Source organism: Wolbachia endosymbiont of Ctenocephalides felis wCfeT (genome assembly GCF_012277295.1).
Lineage (GTDB): Bacteria > Pseudomonadota > Alphaproteobacteria > Rickettsiales > Anaplasmataceae > Wolbachia.
In genome coordinates, this window is record NZ_CP051156.1 from 712,916 (window position 1) to 733,331 (window position 20,416).

The window sequence follows — 20,416 nt, forward strand, 5'->3', positions numbered from 1 at the left end:
CTTTATCGTAAGAGCAGCTAGCACAATGCTAGTTGTCTATAACTTATTTGGTTTATACAAAAAGTTTCTTATTGCTTCTACTTGTCTAGCAGTTAAATCGTGAGCTATTATTGTTGTAGTTACAACATTTGTCTTACTATTTGGCTTGCAACTATGGAACACATCAAGGTCAAGGCTCTTGTCCTTTGGTTGGATCCTTATATCGTGATCGCGGCCATCTTTGTGTGTACGGAGAATTAGCTGATCAAAATTATATCCGATCATCTCATAATCTTTTCCTCCTTGAGTAGTGCTCATTGTAAAGCCCATCGCATCTCCAAGAAGTTTCATTTCCTCGTTATACTGAGAACCTGAATGGAAATTGCAGAATTTCAGTGGTATTGTAAATGCTTGGTCAACAGTATACTCGTCAAAGTTTGCATATAATTCTTGTAGCATAGATTTATCCTAAGTTAAAATTATCATTTTAGCATTAATTTATTAAATATATGTATATCTTGGCATAATAACTTAACCATAGAGAAATTTTGATTGAAAAATTGCTTTTCTGTTATATAAATAACAGTTTAGGATAATCAAAAATGGAAAGTGATAAATATAGTCTAGCTTTAAGAATTATGCATTGGCTAATGGCTGTTTTCATTATTAGTATGCTTTGTTCTGGGTTGTATATGAAAAGCTTGCCAGTTAGCAATGAAATAAAGTTCAGCATATATGCCATTCACAAAGCTTCCGGCGTCACTGTGTTTGGGTTAGTCATCATACGCATATTCCTTCGAATATTTACCTATGTTCCAGCATATCCAGCAAATTTTTCTCGATTAATAATCAATGCAAGCAAAACAGTACATTTTGGCTTATACTCTTTAATGATACTAATGCCATTATCTGGTTATGTTATGTCTTCTGCTTCTGGTATAAATATTAAGTATTTTTTTCATATTCCATTGTTGATCAGTAAAAACAAAGACTTGGCTAGCATAGCTAATGGATTACATTCAGTGCTTGCCTATTTTATGATATTCTTTATAACTTTACATATACTTGCTGCTTTAAAGCATACATTTATGGATAAACAAAATATTTTTAAACGTATTACATAGGTTATATGGAAAAGTTAAGCAGTCTCTGGAAAAAGGGGACAGATTTCCTCGGTAACAAATTTGCAATAATGGGTGGTGCTATGAGCTGGGTTTCTGAGAGAAATCTAGTTTCAGCAATCTCCAATGCTGGTGGTTTTGGTGTAATTGCATGTGGTGCTATGTTTCCAGACTTATTGAAGAAGGAAATAACTGAAACACAAAAACTAACCAATAAGCCATTTGGTGTTAATTTGATTACTATGCATCCTCACTTAAGTGAGTTGATAGATGTGTGCATTGAAACACGAGTTAGCCATATTGTACTCGCTGGTGGTGTGCCAACAAAACCTAGTATTGAGAAAATCAAGAATGCAGGAATTAAGGTCATGTGTTTTGCACCAGCACTAAGTCTGGCAAAAAAATTAGTAAAAATGGGAGCGGATGCGTTAATAATAGAAGGAATGGAAGCAGGTGGTCACATAGGTCCTGTTAGCACATCTGTTCTTGCACAAGAAATATTACCATATTTCAAAGATGAACCGATACCTGTGTTTGTTGCAGGTGGAATAGGGAGAGGTGAAATGATAGTGAATTATCTTGAAATGGGAGCAAGTGGTTGTCAAATAGGGACTTTATTTGTCTGCACTAATGAGTCAATTGCCCATAAAAATTTTAAAGAAATATTTATAAAATCAGCTGCACGCAATGCAGTGCCTTCTGTGCAGCTCAGTGCTGATTTTCCTGTAATTCCAGTGAGAGCTATAGCCAATAAAGCTAGTGATGACTTTATAAAATTTCAAAGGGAAGTAATTGAAAAATATCATAAAGGAGAGGTATCAAAAGAAGATGGTCAACTTGAGATAGAAAAATTTTGGGCTGGAGCATTAAGAAGAGCAGTGATTGAAGGAGATGTTGAAAATGGGTCTTTGATGGCTGGTCAAAGTGTTGGTATGGTCGATAAGGAAAAGTCTGTAAAGGAAGTGATAGATATCTTAATTCAACAGGCTAATGACTGCTTTCGAAGCTCAATTTCTGATGGCAATTTTTTTGTCAAAGCTTAAGCTACGCTCCTCAAATACATTCAAGTATTCTGTGGTGCTCGTTTGCGCTTCCCCTAAAAATTTCTCACCATAAATCGGTTTCAAAAGCAGTCTAATATCTCAAAGATATTTGCTTACAAGCAAGAAAGTCGTTTCAAAGAGCAACATTGACAGATTGTGATATGCGCTTATAATACAAGTTAGCAGTGCGGGAATAGCTCAGTTGGTAGAGCGCAACCTTGCCAAGGTTGAGGTCGAGGGTTCGAGCCCCTTTTCCCGCTCCATGTAGTGTGTTTGAACCTATCTTATGCTGGATCTAGCTTAATTCAAAACCGTATCCATTCAGGTATATGGCTTAAGAAGCAATAGCCAGTAGGTTTTGAAAAGGATTTAACTTCTTTTGCCTCCAAGTCAAGTACAATGAAATTATCCTCTCAAGAAACATATTTCCCCGTTTCGATTGTGTAAAATATGAAACTTTTCGGTAAACAACGTAATGCCGAATCTGTCGCTCAGCATAGTTGTTTGTCAGTGGAATATTTTCTGGATCGTCCAAAAATTTCCACATCATCAGATCCGATTTCATGATATTTTTTGCTACTCGAGACGCTCCAATTGCCTCGGGTAAATTTGATATATTCTTTAAGTAATATCTCGTTCGCTTGCGTAATTTTCTTGCTCTTCTTATGAACCTTAATGTGTCTATTTCATCCTTTAACAGAGCTTTTTTCAATGCAAATAATTCAGTAGCAACATTCCTTAAATAATACCCCAAAACTTTCACTTCGCTATTCCAACTATGAGACAACCTTTCAAAATCTCTTGCTAAATGTGCCCAACAGACCTGCCTTTTCTTGCTGGAAAAGTAGTTGTAAGCTGCATATCTGTCGGTCACTACTAGGTTGTTATTCTTTCCAAATTTACTATTTTCCAGGACTTTCATCCCTCTTGACTCTGTCAATTTGATCACACTTCCTATTTTGCTCGCAAACATCCAGCACCAGCCCTGTTTACCTTTGTTGTAATGGCTAGTTTCATCGATATGTAAAATTTTGCTCTTGCTTACCTCTTCCTCAATTTGCTCATATGCTTCTTGGCATTTTTCTGCCACTCTAGCCTCGCTATTTGATACACTACCGACGCTGATATCCAGGTTGAAAATGTCCTTTATAATATTTGCCACTTCTTTTTTCGAATTCTTGTAAAATCCACTTAATGCTGCAATTACTGACTTAACTCTTGGACCAAATGTGTCCGCAGTTACTCCTTCTTGTAGCTTGCTACTTTTTCTTTTTCCACATCTTTTGCAACGTCCATGCTCTAGTTGATATTCAACTACATACGGCTTGATTTCCGGCAAATCGACCTTTTGATGAGTATACGGATCTTTTGATACCGCAATTTCTCCTCCGCACTCACACGTATTGGGCAGTTCTATTTTTACCATCTCATCTGCCTCCATTTTAGGGCGGTAACTGCCTTTATGTCCAACCTGTGCTCCTACTTTCCTGTCACTTTTTGGCTTATTTTCCCTCATCTTATATAATTCTTTGGAGCTTGGTATAGATGAATTTTTTGAATTTAAGCCAAGCCTTTCTTTTAACTCAGCGTTTTCGATCCTTAGCGCTTTATTTTCTGCTTTAAGCTCTTCTATTTTTGTTTCTAACTTTTCTATAGTCTGCTTAAACTTTCGCAAAATTCTAAAAGATCAACCATATTACCTCACAGCCACTCTAGTTTACCTTTTTAGCATTCCTTGTCTACTCTTTATTTTACCGCCCGGCTGAATGGATACGTCACTAATGTTTACGATGATATGTCAAAGCAGCTTGCTATTCCTTACATAAGGCTACACATAGCAAACTATAGTAACTTACACATGCTTACTAATTTTGCTGTGAAAGCAAGGTTTTCATGTGATATATACGCTTATAATATAAAAAGCATGTTTACCATTATAAAGCATATCAATTTGGTGCTAAAAAAAATTCAATACAGCAGTAATGAAACTGTTTTAGAAAATAATTGCATTATGAATCAACTTGATGGAGTTTTACACTCAAAAATTAATTTCGATATTTTTATTAAAGGAGGAGATAATGAATAAGTTACGGCTAAAAATTAAAGATAATAATAATAATTTTGTTGTATTAAATAATATAAAAAATCTTAGATTCACTTTAAGTAATAATAAAGAAGAAATAAAAGATATTCCTTCCCTTGGCTGGAGAAAAGTATTGGATTGTGCTGGCAATAGACACATTACAATAAAAATAAACGGAATTTTAGATTCTATATTAGCTGATGAATTGTTACGTAATTCTGCTATGATTAATTCTGTTAATGACTATGAAATCGATTTTAATATTAGAGAGAAAGTTAAGTTGCGATGTTCTATTGAACTATATGAGAGGTATTATGATACCTCCGCTTTTGATAGTTTCACTGTCGTTTTAGCTAGCTCTGAAATTGTAGGCCCTTTCCATTAATATTAATTTAATTTTTTCATATATAATGATTAGTAAAGATTTTAAATAAGTTATGAGTGATGAAGAGTTTTTCTCTGAAGAAAATGATGATGATGACAAAAGAGAGAGGAATTTAGAAGACGAAAATCAGTTGAATCAAGAGGAAGAGCAAAAAGAAGTAGAGTGTGTCGTTCAAGAATATTTGAAAACCTTTGAAGAAATTTTAAACCAAATTGACGAAGGCGTCGATAAACTAGATAGCTATGAAAGAACTATGCAAATAAAACGTAGCATAGATAGGCTCATAGAAACTTTGTACAGTCAAGCTGCATTTGAAGACATTCAAGCAGAACTTGAAACGACAAAACACACTAAAGATAAGTCGGCTTCTGTAAAAAGGGTTTAGAGAAAAAAGAAGGAAGCAAATTATAGAAGAAACCTTGAGCCACATATATGCTGAGCAGCAAAAGAAATTAATGAATGCTAAACATCTAGGTCATGGGCATGAAACGGCGAAAGACGGGGATATGCACGAAGCAAAAGAGCGGATAAAGTCTTCAGTTAAGGGAGTGTTAGTTGCAATTATTGGCGTTCGAATGGACCCAAAAAGAAGAGCAGGAGAAACTGCTGCTAGCAATGAAAAGCAAGCTCATATATACGGTAGAGAACCAGCCGGTGGAATTCTCGGTGCATTATTAAAAACGTTCCTCACCGCAGTTGTTGCTGTTGTACATGAAGTTGTTAAACCACTTCAGCACCACAGTAAACAAGAAACATCTTTTGCCAAACAAATAGAGGAAAAGCAGAAATACAGACCAACAGAAAGGCGGACGTTCTATATAAAACTAACTCGACTGAATATAGTGTGAGGCATCTACACTTTCTTCTTCACTGGAATTTTTTAACCATTTTTCATCATGAGTTTCAATATCAAAATATTTTTCATATTGATCTTTATCTATATCATCACGAAGTGAAAGCGCTCTAATTTTATTCATAATCAAGCCAGTACCTGCAGGAATTAATCTTCCTACTATAACATTTTCCTTCAATCCACTTAAAGGATCCTCTTTTCCACAGAATGCTGCTTCTGTAAGCACTTTTGTTGTCTCTTGGAAAGAAGCTGCAGAAATAAATGAATTAGTTTCAAGACTTGCACGAGTAATACCCTGCAAAATAGGAAGGTAATTAGCAGGTCGTTTGCCAGAGTTATTCATAGCATCATTTTCTCTCTCAACCTCTAATTTGTCGATACTTTCACCAATTAAGTACATAGTGTCCCCAGGTTCGGTAACTTCTACTTTCTGCAGCATTTGTTTTAATATTACTTCTAAGTGCTTGTTGTCGATACGCACACCCTGCAACCTATAAACTTGCTGTATTTCAGAAATCATATAATGCGCTAAAGCTTCCAATCCAAGTACACGTAAGATATCATGAACATCAGGATCACCATCCATTAATAAATCACCTTTACGTACAAAATCGCCTTCATTTACTATTACATGCTTGCTTCTTGATACTAAATATTCAACTGATGAGATATTTTGACCCACAGGCTTAATCAATATGCTACGTTTTCCTCTACGATCTTTTTCAGAGAATACTACATGACCATCTATCTCACTGACAATAGCATGCTCTTTAGGGCGACGTGCCTCGAATAATTCTATAACTCTTGGCAGACCACCTGTAATATCACGAGTTTTACTGATTCTCTTGGAGTTCTGGTAATAACATCACCTGCATGAACTTTTTGACCATCTTGAACATTTAGCACTGCACCAAGCGGTATAAAATAACATGCCTCAACACCGCTTGATAATGTTATAACTTCACCATTATCATCAAGCAAGACTATACTAGGGCGTAAATTAGCTCCACCAGAGTGTGATTTCCAATCTTTCACCACTTTACTCGATATTCCGGTAGATTCATCCATAACTTCAGTGATTGAAACACCATCTTTTAAATCTTGATAAGATACTGTACCAGTCTTCTCTGTGATAATAGGTAATGTGTAAGGATCCCATTCTGCCACCTTATCACCAATTTTCACTTGCTCACCCTCGCCTACAAAGAGCTTAGCACCATAAGGTACACTATGCCTTAATTTCTCATTACCAAGGCTATCGATTAATACAACTTCACAAGAACGACTTATTATAATTTTATTACCGTTTTTATCTGTAATTATATTACTGTTGTTCAATTTTATCTTAGCATTAATAGAAGCAACAATATTTGAGGATTCAATACCTCTTGTCATTACTCCACCTATATGGAAAGTACGCATCGTTAACTGAGTACCAGGCTCTCCAACAGATTGAGCAGCTATAACACCAACTGCTTCACCAATTGAAACGATCTTACCAGTTGCAAGGTCCCTTCCATAACATAAAGAACAAACACCAGGATTCACTTCACAAGTTAAAGGTGACCTAATTTTTATCGCATCAAGACCAGCAATATTAATTTGCTTCACTTTATCTTCATCAATTAATTCGCCTGCTTTTACTAATAGTTCCTTAGTTACTGGATTATATATATCATTCGCAGCAGTTCTACCGAGCACAACACTCTCTAGCGATGCAACAATGGTACCTCCTTCAACTGTTGCTCTTACAATAAGACCATTTTTCGTTTTACAATCCTGTTTTGTGACTATACAGTTTTGCGATACATCAACCAAACGACGAGTTAAATACCCGGAGTTTGCAGTCTTTAATGCAGTATCAGCCAGACCCTTACGTGCACCATGAGTAGAGTTGAAATACTCAAATACGTTTAACCCTTCACGGAAGTTAGAAATTATTGGTGTTTCTATAATTTCACCAGAAGGTTTAGTCATGAGTCCACGCATTCCTGCTAACTGCTTCATTTGTGAGGTAGAACCCCTTGCACCAGAATTTACCATCATATACACCGAGTTATACTTGCTGTTTTCATTATACACAGACATTGCCTTTAACATGTCGCTAGCTATTACATCTGTACATTTAGACCACTCATCGATAACTTTGTTATATCGCTCACTTCTCGTGATTAACCCATCTTGATATTGTGCAGAAAATTTCTTAATTTCGTTCCCCGCATTAGCAACGTGCATAGCTTTAGTTTCTGGTATAACCATATCAAAACGACCAAAAGAAGCACCAGAAAATGTTGCATATTCAAAGCCAAGTACCATCAATTTGTCAGAAAACACCACTGTAGCGCTTTGACCACAATTACGATACACCGCATCAACTATATTGGTTACTTCTTTAACTGTTAATATTTGATTTACTAGATCAAAACTCAAATTCTCATGCTTAGGGAAGATTTGCCATAATATCAAGCGACCAGGCGTTGTACAAACAGTCTTATAATGAATTTCGCCATCACCATTTACACATTCCATCCTATATTTTATGCTAGAGTGAATATGCAAAGTACCGTCACTTAATGAGTGCTCAACTTCACAGAAAGCACCAAAAGATGGTAAATTACCTTCCTGGCCAGCCGGCTCTTGCAAAGTCAAATAGTATATACCAAACACTATATCCTTACTTGGAACAATAATTGGTCTACCATTAGAAGGACTGAGAACGTTATTCGTTGACATCATCAACACCCGGGCTTCAAGCTGAGCTTCCAGTGAAATCGGCACATGTACTGCCATCTGGTCACCATCAAAGTCAGCATTAAATGCTGTACATACAAGCGGGTGAAGCTGTATTGCCTTTCCTTCAATAAGAATAGGTTCAAAAGCCTGAATACCAAGCCTATGTAACGTTGGTGCCCTATTTAATAAAACAGGATGCTCTTTTATTACTTCTTCTAGCATATCCCAAACTTCTGGTTTTTCTGCTCTTATTAATTTACTAGCAAACTTAATTGTTGGAGCCATTCCGTACATTTTAAGTTTTGAGTATACAAAAGGTTTGAATAGCTCAAGAGCCATTCTTTTTGGCAATCCACACTGATTCAACTTTAATGTTGGACCAACAACTATCACAGAACGTCCTGAATAATCCACCCTCTTTCCTAAGAGGTTTTGACGGAAACGACCCTGTTTCCCTTTCAACATATCACTAATGGATTTCTTATACCCAATAGCTCCCACTTTACTCGTTATAACATTGCGACGACTATTATCAAAAAGAGAATCAACAGCTTCTTGCAACATCCTCTTTTCATTACGAATCATAATCTCAGGAGGATTTAAACTGAGCAACTTCCTCAATCGATTATTTCTGTTAATAATAGTCCTATAGTGATGATTCAAATCAGAAACCGCAGGACGACCACTTTCAAGAGATACCAAAGGACGCAAATCAGGTGGTAAAATAGGTATAGTTGTCAATATCATCCATTCAGGCCTATTTCCAGACTTGATGAAATTTTCAACAATACGTAATCTCTTTATAATTTTCTTTCTTTTTATCTCAGAAACAACGGACTCTAACTCTAGTCTTAAATCTTTTCTAATCTCATGCAAATCAAGACGCGTTAGCAATTCTCTTACAGCTTCAACACCTTGCATTGCAACAAAACTGTCAGCCCCATATTCATCTCTAGCTTCATTATAAGTCCTTTCACTAATAATTTCACCTTTTTCAAAAGAAGAAACAAGAGGATCGATTATTACATAATTGTCACTGTATAAAATATTTTCAATATCACGGAGAGAGATATCAAGCAACGCTCCAATTCTTGAAGGAAGCGATTTCAAAAACCATATATGAGCAACAGGAGATGCAAGCTCTATATGTCCCATTCTCTCCCTTCTTACTTTAGAAGATGTAACTTCTACTCCGCATTTTTCACATATACGTCCCCTATGTCTTCTTTTCTTGTATTTTCCACACAAGCATTCATCATCATTGACAGGACCGAAAATCTTAGGACAGAATAACCCACCCTTTTCAACTTTGAATGTACGATAATTTGCAGTTGAAACATCTTTTATCTCACCATAAGACATAGATGCAATGCTTTCAGGACTAGCAACTGATATGCTAATTTTATCAAAAGGTTGTGCAATATTAGTGTGAGAAATATCCTCTATGATTTTATCATTTTGTTTTAAAACTACATTCAAACATAAAGCACGTAATTCTTTTATCATTACATTGAATGATTCAGGGATTCCGCACTCAAAATTGCTATCACCCTTTATTATTGATTCGTAAATTTTAACCCTACCGTTAATATCATCAGATTTCACAGTTAACATTTCTTGTAGAGTATAAGCGGCACCATATGCTTGCAATGCCCAGCATTCCATTTCACCAAAACGCTGACCTCCAAAATGAGACTTCCCTCCAAGAGGTTGCTGAGTAACTAAACTATAAGGCCCTACTGAACGCGCATGTATTTTATCATCAACTAAGTGATGCAATTTTAACATGTACATGTAACCTACTGTAACTTTACGGTCAAATTTTTCACCAGTACAGCCATCATACAACACAGCTTGTCCAGAATGATCCAGTCCAGCAAGCTTAAACAATTTTGTTATTTGTTCATCTTTTGGACCTTCAAATACAGGTGCAGCAACAGGAACACCATCGCGCAATTTATCTGCAAATTCAACGAGATTATAATTACTAATATCACGAATATTGTTGCAGATAGATACATTACTGCCACAGCTATAAACTTCTATAAGAAACTTACGTAAATCATTGCACTTGTCATTACAAGAATTTAAACAATTTTCTACTAATGTACCCAGCTCACCACTTAGTGCTTTTTTGTTCTGTACATCAAAAATAGAAGATATTATTTCATAATCATTAACATCTTCAACTTCCTTATTATCAAGATACACTGCTGCAAATTTGGCAAAGTCAAGAGACTTAACTTCCTTGCAAAAAGAACTTTTAATTTGATTGATCCCGTCTAAAATATTACCTACTTCCTCCCCTAACTTCTTACAAGCCCAGCCAACATGCGTTTCTAGTATTTGCCCTACGTTCATCCTTGATGGAACACCAAGAGGGTTAAGAATGATATCAATAGGAGTACCATCTTCTAAATAAGGCATATCTTCAACTGGCACAACACGAGAAATTACACCCTTATTTCCATGTCTACCAGCCATTTTATCTCCTGGCTGTAAGCTATGTTTAACAGCAATGAAAACCTTCACTGACATAGACACACCTTGAGGCAAATCATAGCCTTCATTTAATTTCTCTACTTTTCGCTTAAATTGCGCTATTGCATTTGACACTTTGTCATCAAAATCCTTCTTCAAGATCTTAACTTGTTCAGAAATAGATTCCTTCTTTAACCCTATACCCCACCATTCTTCACGCTTAACAGAGTCAAGTTCAGAATCAACGAGAAGCTTTTTTAGTTCATCGTAGAAATATTCACTAGTAACATTAATTACATAATCTCTCTCTTTCTCGAAATCATTTATCTCTTTTTGTTTGATAAGCAATGCTCTTTCATTCTCTTCAACTCCTCTGCGCGTAAAGACTTGTACATCAATTACTGTTCCTTCAACATCAGGAGACGTATATAAAGAAGAATCTGCACAATCGAATGACTTCTCACCAAAAATTGTCATCAATAGCTTCGTTTCAGGAGGTAGTGAAAGAGAAGGTTTAGGTGTAACTTTCCCTACTAAAATGTAGCCTGGACCAACTCTAGTACCGATTTTTACTATACCACTATCATCTAAATGATATAGATTTTCTTCGTTTACATCAGGTATAGCACGAGTTATTTTTTCCGACCCTAAAGGAGTATCGTGCACAACACATTCGAACTCTTCTATATGAACAGAAGTAAATAGATCTTTTTTAACAACTTCACTGGAAATAATAATAGAGTCTTCAAAGTTGTAACCTTGCCAAGACATGAAAGCAACCAGCAAATTCTTACCAAGAGCTAACTCACCACTGTTAATCGCAGGACCATCAGCAATAACATCACCCTCTTTTACATAATCACCTGTACGTACCAGCGGTCTTTGATTAATACAAGTATTATGGATTAGAACGTTGAAACTTTCTTAAATGATAAATATCCACATCAAGATAGTTAACTCTTTCTTTATCAAAAGCACGTATAACTATAGAGTTACTATCTGCACTATCAACTATGCCACCACGTTTTGCTAAAATTACAGCACCAGAACCAGAAGCTGCAAAAGATTCCATACCAGTGGCAACCAGAGGAGCTGTGGGCTTTAATAAAGGTACAGCTTGGCGTTGCATGTTAGAACCCATCAAGGCCCTATTAGCATCATCATTTTCTAAAAATGGAATAAGCGAAGCCGCAACTGATATTACCTGTTTAGGAGATACGTCAATATAAGCAACTTGATCACTATTTACCATGACAAAGCTGCCAGCATATCTGCAATATAGCATATCGTCGACAAAACAATTGTTCTCATCAAGCTTTACGCTGGTATCAGCTATATAATATGAGCCTTCATCAATAGCAGAAAGGTACTCTATTTGATCAGTAACAACTCTATCAACTACTTTCCTATATGGACTTTCAATAAAACCATATTTATTAATGCGCGCATATATGGCTAAACTATTGATCAATCCTATATTTTGCCCTTCAGGTGTTTCAATAGGACAAATTCTTCCGTAATGAGTTGGGTGAACATCACGTACTTCAAATCCTGCTCGTTCTCTCGTTAAACCACCAGGCCCTAATGCCGATAACCTTCTCTTATGTGTTATTTCAGATAATGGATTAGTTTGATCCATAAATTGAGATAATTGAGAAGAATTAAAGAAATCTCTTAAAACATTAGTTAGAACTTTTGGATTAATAAAGTCAGATGGAGAAACTTTGTCTAAGCTAGAAGTTGACATAGAATCAACTATTACACGTTCTAACTTCAGCAACCCAGCCCTAAACTGATTCTCTATAAACTCTCCAACCGATCTTACTCTTCTATTTCCTAAATGGTCAATATCATCTACAGACCCCTGACCATCGCGCAGTAATACTATTTTCCTTACAACTTCAATAATATCATCATGTGTTAAAACAGTTAAATCTTCATCATAGCTCAATCCAAGGTAAGAATTAAGCTTTAATCTACCGATATTAGATAAATCATAATATTCTGGATTAAAGAAAAGATTGCGGAAAAATTCTTCTACTATTTCCAAAACAGGCACTTCACCAGGACGCAAAACCCTATAAATTTCATACAATGCATCCTGATAAGACATGTTTTTATCCAAGAAAAGCGTATTCAATATGTACGGCCCAACAGATAAATTATCTATGTTTAGTACAGATATTTCGCTTATAGATAGCAACTCAAGCTTTTTTACGTCTTCTAATTTTATAGGCTCACCAGCAGATAAAATCTTTGCAGAACTGGAGCTATCTACCAAATCTTCTGCAAGAAATAAACCACATATGGAATCAAAAGGTGCTAAATATTCCTTCAAACCATCTTCATGCAACTTTCTAGCTAACCTTAAAGTAATACGAGTATTAGCTTTAATTAGCACATCACCTTTAACATCCATTAAATCGAAAGGCAGCCTCACTCCCTTAAATTTGTCAGGGACAAAAGGTATTTTCCAACTATTTTTATGCTTTACGTACTTTATTTTTTCATAAAATTTATCTAATATATCATTGTTTGATAAGCCAAGTGCTTTCAATAAAACCGAAATTGGTAGCTTTCTTTTCCGATCGATACGAAAATGCAAATGGTCTTTAACATCAAACTCAACATCAAGCCAAGAACCTCTATAAGGAATGATTCTAGCAGAATAAATTAACTTACCAGAGTTATAGGTTTTTCCTTTATCGCTATCAAAAAACACACCTGGAGATCTGTGCATTTGTGAAACAATAACTTTCTCTACACCATTAATAATAAAAGTGCCCTTATCAGTCATCATTGGCAATGCACAAAAGTGCACTTCCTGCTCTTCCATAGATTTTACAACAGCTGCAATCTTAGAATTGTCACCACTCTCCTTGATTGACCTATATTCATCAAGAGAAACGCCATCTTGCATAATAACAAGGCGTATAGAAGCAACCACCTGAGCAGAAAAAGTTATATCACGCTTCACACACTCAGACTCACTATATTTAGGACCATCTATCCTGCAACTTATAAACTCAATAGTAGCCCTGTGCAAAGGATCACTTACCGGAAATATCGCATGAAATATTGCCTCAAGCCTTTCATTACTCTTATTCTCAGGAGTAAACGAGTTATAAGACTCTTTTTGAACCTTAACTAAATCCAATAACGAATCTTTTAAATCAACTGACCTGGAATAGGAAATTCTAGGAACAAAAGCATCAGAAGCACACATATAAGAAGAATCAACCATTAAAATACCCCAAATTCACTAAAAAGAGCTATAAATAAACACCCTATTCGAGCTCTACTTTAGTTGCCCCAGCCTCAATAAGCTTTTTCTTTATCTCCTCAGCTTCATCTTTAGGAATATTGCCAGTTAAATCTTTAGGTAAAGATTCAACCAACTCTTTCGCTTCTTTTAAACCAAGTGTAGAATTAACTTCTCTAACCGCTTTAATAACTGCTATTTTTTTGCTTGCATCAATTTCTTTAATTACAACTTTATACTCAGTTTTTTGTTCTGCAGCAGGTACAGCAGAACCACCAACAGCAGGCGCAGCGCCACCCATAGCTCCACCACCAATAAAAGCACCAGCAGGCAACCCTATTTTTTCTTCCAAAACTTTTACAAGTTCGGAAGCCTCTAATAGATTTAAAGATAATATTTTATCAACTAAATCACTTGTTACATTACTCATAATTACTACCTTATTTAACAACAAATTTACTTTTTAGAACCATAATAATCCAATGCTCTCATTAACCTCATAGAAGGCGCATTAATGGACATCGCCAAGCGAGCAGGAATACTGTAAGATATCAAACGCATAATTTTAATACGCAACTCATCCAGAGAAGGCAACTTAGCTAGTGTTTTCACATCTTCCACTGTAAGTAATTTATCTGAATGAGCTGCGCAAATTACAGACATTTTCTCTTTATTAGCATTAGCAAAATCAACTATTAATTTTGCAGCTTCCACAATACCGCTGGAGTATATAACCGCAACAGGACCAGAAAATTTATCTGATAAGTATGAAAATCTACCCGTCCTTTCTAAGGCTAAACGAGCCAAAGTATTTTTAACTACCAACACTCCACCTGCTACAGACTTCAAGCTATTTCTCAAAGTTAATGAATCATTAGCATTTATAGACTTAAAATTTACCAATATTAGAAAATCATTATCTACAAACACGTTTGTTATATTTTCTACAAATTCATTCTTACTTTCACGCTTCACGTCATTACTCCTTAAACTATATCTTCCACTTTGCTTACTTTATAAGACTTGCCCATAGTTGAATTAAGAAAAATACTCTTAAAATAAACTCCTTTTACAGAAGCAGGCTTATTATCTTTAATTGCTTTAAGAAAAGCTTTTAAATTCTCTAATAAATCAGAGATACTAGATTTCATACTTCCCAATTTACCATGAATGATGCCATTTTTATCCGTCCTAAATTTTATCTGACCAGATTTAATAGTCTTGATAGCTTCTACAACATTCCGAGTCACAGTGCCAAACTTAGGATTAGGCATAAGTCCTTTAGAACCTAATATCTTTGCAATAGGAGTAATTTTTGCCATAAAATCAGGAGTGGTGATACACCAATCAACATCTAATTTTCTACCCTTTTTTATCTCTTCAATCAAATCCTCCCCTCCAACGATATCAGCACCAGCTTTTTCAGCTTCAGACAGATCCTTATCTTGAGCAAAAACCGTAATCTTAATATCCTTTCCAATACCTTTAGGCAGCACCACTATGCCACGCACTTGCTCCTCAGATTTACGCGAATCTACTCCCAAATTAATTGCAACATCAATTGATTCATCAAATTTTGCTGTTGCAGACTTAATAATCTCTTCTAAGCACCGCTTAACTTCATATGTATGCATATTCCTAACCTTCTTTAACTTCTATACCCATTGACTTAGCAGTACCTATCACCATTTTCACTGCTGCATCCTCATTATCTACTTTCATATCAATCATTTTGTATCTTGCAATCTTAATTATAGCAGACATAGGAAGCTTTGCCACCAATTCTTTGCCCGGATTGCTAGAACTTTTACTTAATTTAGCGTCTTGCTTCAATAAATAAGCCACCGGAGGACCGCTAACAGTAAAATCATGAGAACGATCATCCTTTATAGTAATCCTTACTGTTACTAAATCACCTACTTTATAATTAGCATTAGCAGCGTTTGTAGTAGCTTTATTGAAAGCTTCGCAAAATTTAGGAACAGCTATCCCACGTGGACCAAGCACTGAAGCAATTTTTGGCCCAGGAACTGCTTTCCCAGCTTCCATAAGTAAGTTAATTTTAGCAACTATATTACTACTCATATATTACTCCTTTATTTTTTCTACATGAGCTAAATCAAGCTCTATAATTGTTGGCTTACCTAAAATTGATACTTCCACGCTAATAATTTTTTTCTCATCATTTATCATATCAACTTTACCAGTAAAACTTTGGAAAAGGCCATCATTAATTCTCACCTTTTCACCTTTTTCATAACCACAACTCAACTTTTTTGTCTCTTGAGCATTACAAAGCGCATTGCACATAGAGCGAACTTCATCATCTGAAATTACTTTTGGAACATTACTATCCTTTAAAAACCCATAAACTTTAAGAGATTTCGGTATACTATTAATAAAGTTTAACACTTCATCACATAAATGTACATACAAAAATATATAACCAGGAAAACACCTCTTGCGCGTAGCAACTTTCTTAGTTACTTCATTTGATTCTTCATATGGAATAAAAACTTCTTTAAAGTAGTCATTTACACCCAGTCTCATAGAACTTTCCAGTATATGCTGACGCACCTTCTCCTCATAGTTAGAAGCAACTCTTAAAATATACCATTTATACTTACCAAATTCTTTACATTTTAATTTTACTTCATCATCGGGCACCACTTCAAAATCACCATCACAAAAACCAGGTGTTTGACTCAAAATATCTTTACTTTCATCACACAAATGCATACATACATACACTTCACATAATTCTTTTACATCAGACTTTGAACTATACACCGTTTGATAAGGAATAAAGACTTCTTTAAAATAAACAGCATTATTCACCAATTCACGTATATACTGCTCATGCCCTTGATCAATTTTAATTATATACCATTTATACTCAGATGTCATAAATAATTCCAAATAAAGCCTTAATCACGTAAAGAGACATGAAATCCACAAAACAAAAGAAGATTGAAAAGCATAATATTACAATCATAACAACAAACAAAGACGATAACACTTCCTGTTTTTTTGCCCATGTAATCCTTCGTACTTCTTGCTTTATATCACAAAAAAAACCACTCAAACTTTTCAACATTTCTACCACAATATTAATGCAGGAGCGATAGGAATTGAACCTACAACCTCTGGTTTTGGAGACCAGCGCTCTACCAATTGAGCTACACTCCTATAACTCAAATTCTACCCCAAAATCTCTGAAACCACGCCAGAACCAACAGTCCTACCACCCTCTCTGATCGCAAAACGTAATCCCTTATCCATTGCAATTGGAACTTGCAACTCCACTTCTATACTAACATTATCACCAGGCATTACCATCTCTTTTCCATCCAATAACTTTATACTTCCTGTTACATCCGTCGTCCTTAAGTAAAATTGCGGCTGATAATTCGCAAAAAATGGCGTATGTCTGCCTCCCTCTTCTTTCTTTAATATATATACCTCCGCCTTGAACTTCTTATGCGGCGTAATACTTCCTGGCTTCCCTAATACCTGACCTCGCTCCACTTCCTCTCTTTTTGTACCTCTCAGCAATATCCCCACATTGAGCCCAGCACTTCCTTTATCAAGCAACTTCTTAAACATCTCAACACCAGTACATGTCGTCTTCTGCGTCGCCTTTAACCCTATTATCTCTATCTCATCACCAGTCTTTACTTCTCCCCTCTCAATCCTTCCAGTCACTACCGTACCACGACCAGATATCGAAAATACATCCTCAATTGGCATTAAAAACGGTAAATCAATAGGTCTTGGTGGAACTTGTACATATTCATCCAATTTCTCCATCAATTTATCTATAGATTTTTTACCATGCTCACTATCTTCATCTTCCAGCGCTTTTAATGCAGATCCAACCACCACCGGTACATCATCGCCTGGAAATCCATACTTACTCAGCAATTCTCTCACTTCCATCTCCACTAGATCTAGCATATCAGGATCAGCAACATCAGCTTTATTTATATATACTACGATATATCCAACCCCAACTTGCTTTGCTAGCAGTATATGCTCTCTCGTTTGCGGCATCGGTCCATCAACCCCAGATACTACCAATATTGCAGCATCCATCTGCGCCGCACCCACAATCATATTTTTTACATAATCAGCATGACCTGGACAGTCAACATGCGCATAATGCCTGCTCTCTGTTTGATACTCAACATGTGCAGTTGCTATCGTTATCCCCCTCTTTCTTTCTTCTGGCGCTTTATCTATCTGATCATATGCTACAAAATTTCCATAATGCTTCGTTATCGCCGCCGTCAACGTCGTCTTCCCATGATCCACATGCCCTATCGTACCCACATTTAAATGCGGCTTCCCAAATGCTTCTACTACTACTACTGCTGTCGCTGTTGTCATAATTATTACCCTTTAACTATATTTAACTTTAAATCATCAACCAAATACTGTGGTACTTGTTCATAACAAGAAAAATGCATACTATATTGAGCCCTACCCTGCGATATAGAACGCAAAACATTTATATAACCAAACATATTTGCAAGAGGTACCAAAGCAATAATTATAGTACTATTATTATGCGTTTCCATACTAGAAACTTGTCCTCTTCTGCTATTTACATCACCCATAATATCACCCATATACTCTTCAGGAGTAATAATTTCAACTTTCATTATAGGCTCCAACATTTGTGGGCCAGCTTTATGAGCCATCTCTTTAAAAGCACCCTTAGCAGCAAGCTCAAAGGCTAAAGGACTTGAATCAACTTCATGAAAAGCACCATCAATAAGAGTTGCCTTAAAATCAATTACTGGAAAACCAGAAATCATACCACCTTCTTTTATCAACTCTAAACCATTCTGTACACCAGGAATATATTCCTTTGGAATTGCACCACCAACAATTTTACTTTCAAATTGAAATCCAGAACCAGGATCAAGAGGTTCAAACATAATTTTTACTTTTGCAAATTGACCAGCACCACCTGATTGCTTTTTATGAGTATAATCGATTTCAACGGATTTGGTGATGGTTTCACGATATGCAACTTGAGGTGCACCGACATTAACGTCAACATTAAACTCACGTTTTACCCTATCAATGATAATCTCAAGATGCAATTCACCCATACCTTTTAGTATAATCTGACCACTTTCTAGATTTACCGACATTCTCAAAGAAGGATCCTCAGCAACCAACCTATATAAAGCAACACCCAATTTTTCCTGATCTGAAGTAGTTTTAGGCTCAACTGCAATTTCAATCACAGGCTCAGGTATTTCCATGCGCTCTAATAATATAGAAAAATCAGGCGAGCATAGAGTATCACCAGTGATAGTCTTTTTCAGCCCCACTAAAGCAACTATATCACCAACTTTAGCTTCGGTTATATCTTCCCTATTATTTGCGTGCATGAGTAGCATCCTACCAATACCTTCAGTTTCATTTTTTCCTGCATTTAACACAGTAGATTTAGATTTTAACTTACCAGAATAAATACGAATAAATGTCAAACTACCCACAAATTTATCCGTCATCACTTTAAATGCAAGAGCAACAAATTTTTCTTTTTCTGAAGGCTTAATCTCAACTTTTTTTTCTGAATTTTTAGGATCAATTCCAACAATTACATCAACATCAATTGGAGAAGGTAAGAAATCAACCACACCGTCTAAAAGTGGCTGTACACCTTTATTTTTAAACGCTGACCCACAAAGCACAGGAACAAATTTTCCTTTAATAGCACCAGCCCTTACACATTTTTTCAGTAAATCTACCGGTAGATCATTGGATTCAAAGTAGATACTCATCGCTTCATCATCCATCTCGGCTGCAGTGTCCAACAAAAGCTCCCTGTATTCTTGAGCTTTATCAACTAAATCAGAAGGTATATCTTCATAAGAAAACTTAGCACCCAACGTCTCTTCTTGCCATATAATGGCCCTCATAGAAATCAGATCAATTATACCGATAAAATCCTTTTCACTTCCTATTGGCAATTGAGTAACCAAAGGAACCGCACCAAGCTTTGTTTTTATCATATCAACACAGCGATAGAAATTTGCCCCTATTCTATCCATTTTATTGACAAAACAGATGCGAGGAACGCTATATTTATCAGCTTGACGCCAAACCGTTTCAGATTGAGGCTCAACTCCTGCAACTCCATCAAATACAGCAACTGCACCATCTAAAACGCGTAAAGACCTCTCAACCTCAATAGTAAAATCAACGTGACCTGGAGTATCTATTATATTAATTCTATGATCATTCCAAAAGCATGTTGTTGCAGCCGATGTAATTGTAATACCGCGTTCTTTTTCTTGCTCCATCCAATCCATAGAAGCGGCACCATCATGCACTTCGCCAATTCTATTTTGCTTACCGGTATAAAATAAAATACGCTCAGTTGTGGTAGTCTTACCAGCATCTATATGAGCCATTATACCTATATTTCTATATCTCGATATATCGATTTCCATATC

16 protein-coding genes, 2 tRNA genes and 2 pseudogenes are annotated in these 20,416 nt (G+C 35.9%); 7 read left to right on the top strand and 13 right to left on the bottom strand.

Features of this window, described 5'->3' with window-relative positions:
• Positions 1 to 36 precede the first annotated feature (36 nt).
• Entirely contained in the window at positions 37 to 297 is a 261-nt protein-coding gene (locus HF197_RS03465; RefSeq protein ID WP_168464286.1) for a hypothetical protein, read from the bottom strand.
• Positions 298 to 581: 284 nt separating this feature from the next.
• On the opposite strand from HF197_RS03465, the gene HF197_RS03470 reads away from it, so the two are divergent.
• The 3 genes from HF197_RS03470 to HF197_RS03480 all read left to right on the top strand — a co-directional run bounded on the left by HF197_RS03470 (position 582) and on the right by HF197_RS03480 (position 2,406).
• On the top strand, positions 582 to 1,103 hold the full coding sequence (locus HF197_RS03470) for a cytochrome b (protein WP_168464287.1): 522 nt from the start codon (positions 582 to 584) through the stop codon (positions 1,101 to 1,103).
• A 5-nt stretch (positions 1,104 to 1,108) separates the two neighbouring features.
• A complete protein-coding gene (locus HF197_RS03475; protein ID WP_168464288.1) occupies positions 1,109 to 2,143 on the top strand; it encodes an NAD(P)H-dependent flavin oxidoreductase in 1,035 nt (344 codons plus the stop codon).
• 187 nt (positions 2,144 to 2,330) lie between these two features.
• Positions 2,331 to 2,406: transfer RNA gene (locus HF197_RS03480), tRNA-Gly, on the top strand.
• 71 nt (positions 2,407 to 2,477) lie between these two features.
• On the opposite strand, the pseudogene tnpC reads toward HF197_RS03480, so the two are convergent.
• Positions 2,478 to 3,838: pseudogene (gene tnpC / locus HF197_RS03485) on the bottom strand (IS66 family transposase).
• A 40-nt stretch (positions 3,839 to 3,878) separates the two neighbouring features.
• Here tnpC and HF197_RS03490 point away from each other — a divergent pair.
• From HF197_RS03490 to HF197_RS07440, 4 genes are all read left to right on the top strand, one after another.
• Positions 3,879 to 4,229, top strand: coding sequence for a DUF3168 domain-containing protein (locus HF197_RS03490; RefSeq protein WP_168464289.1), 351 nt, complete (start codon positions 3,879 to 3,881; stop codon positions 4,227 to 4,229).
• Positions 4,222 to 4,611 (top strand): phage tail tube protein, encoded by a 390-nt coding sequence (locus HF197_RS03495; RefSeq protein ID WP_168464290.1) that lies wholly within the window; start codon positions 4,222 to 4,224, stop codon positions 4,609 to 4,611. The genes HF197_RS03490 and HF197_RS03495 overlap by 8 nt, the downstream gene beginning before the upstream one ends.
• A 52-nt stretch (positions 4,612 to 4,663) precedes the next feature.
• A complete protein-coding gene (locus HF197_RS07435) occupies positions 4,664 to 4,996 on the top strand; it encodes a hypothetical protein (protein ID WP_246168595.1) in 333 nt (110 codons plus the stop codon).
• 70 nt (positions 4,997 to 5,066) lie between these two features.
• Positions 5,067 to 5,459, top strand: coding sequence for a hypothetical protein (locus HF197_RS07440; RefSeq protein ID WP_246168597.1), 393 nt, complete (start codon positions 5,067 to 5,069; stop codon positions 5,457 to 5,459).
• Here the strand turns inward: HF197_RS07440 and rpoC are convergent.
• From rpoC to fusA, 11 genes and pseudogenes are all read right to left on the bottom strand, one after another.
• Positions 5,436 to 11,584 (bottom strand): annotated as a pseudogene (rpoC, locus tag HF197_RS07445) (DNA-directed RNA polymerase subunit beta'). The gene HF197_RS07440 and the pseudogene rpoC overlap by 24 nt on opposite strands.
• Positions 11,577 to 13,922, bottom strand: a complete 2,346-nt coding sequence (gene rpoB / locus HF197_RS07455) for a DNA-directed RNA polymerase subunit beta (RefSeq protein WP_246168600.1) — start codon at positions 13,920 to 13,922, stop codon at positions 11,577 to 11,579. The pseudogene rpoC and the gene rpoB overlap by 8 nt, the downstream one beginning before the upstream one ends.
• A 43-nt stretch (positions 13,923 to 13,965) precedes the next feature.
• A complete protein-coding gene (gene rplL, locus HF197_RS03510; RefSeq protein WP_168464291.1) occupies positions 13,966 to 14,370 on the bottom strand; it encodes a 50S ribosomal protein L7/L12 in 405 nt (134 codons plus the stop codon).
• Positions 14,371 to 14,396: 26 nt separating this feature from the next.
• The gene (gene rplJ, locus HF197_RS03515; protein WP_168464292.1) at positions 14,397 to 14,915 is read right to left on the bottom strand and encodes a 50S ribosomal protein L10; all 519 of its coding nucleotides are present in this window, start codon (positions 14,913 to 14,915) and stop codon (positions 14,397 to 14,399) included.
• A gap of 11 nt (positions 14,916 to 14,926) precedes the next feature.
• Complete coding sequence (gene rplA / locus HF197_RS03520; RefSeq protein ID WP_168464293.1) at positions 14,927 to 15,574, bottom strand: 50S ribosomal protein L1; 648 nt, start codon at positions 15,572 to 15,574, stop codon at positions 14,927 to 14,929.
• A 4-nt stretch (positions 15,575 to 15,578) separates the two neighbouring features.
• Positions 15,579 to 16,025: a 50S ribosomal protein L11 gene (locus HF197_RS03525; protein WP_168464294.1), complete on the bottom strand. Its 447-nt coding sequence runs from the start codon at positions 16,023 to 16,025 to the stop codon at positions 15,579 to 15,581.
• A 3-nt stretch (positions 16,026 to 16,028) separates the two neighbouring features.
• Positions 16,029 to 16,847, bottom strand: a complete 819-nt coding sequence (gene nusG, locus HF197_RS03530) for a transcription termination/antitermination protein NusG (protein ID WP_168464295.1) — start codon at positions 16,845 to 16,847, stop codon at positions 16,029 to 16,031.
• Positions 16,837 to 17,037, bottom strand: coding sequence for a preprotein translocase subunit SecE (gene secE, locus HF197_RS03535; protein ID WP_246168603.1), 201 nt, complete (start codon positions 17,035 to 17,037; stop codon positions 16,837 to 16,839). The genes nusG and secE overlap by 11 nt, the downstream gene beginning before the upstream one ends.
• A 19-nt stretch (positions 17,038 to 17,056) precedes the next feature.
• Positions 17,057 to 17,129: transfer RNA gene (locus HF197_RS03540), tRNA-Trp, on the bottom strand.
• Positions 17,130 to 17,141: 12 nt separating this feature from the next.
• Entirely contained in the window at positions 17,142 to 18,329 is a 1,188-nt protein-coding gene (gene tuf / locus HF197_RS03545; RefSeq protein ID WP_168464297.1) for an elongation factor Tu, read from the bottom strand.
• Between the two features lie 5 nt (positions 18,330 to 18,334).
• Positions 18,335 to 20,413: an elongation factor G gene (gene fusA / locus HF197_RS03550; protein ID WP_168464298.1), complete on the bottom strand. Its 2,079-nt coding sequence runs from the start codon at positions 20,411 to 20,413 to the stop codon at positions 18,335 to 18,337.
• Between the last annotated feature and the right edge of the window lie 3 nt (positions 20,414 to 20,416).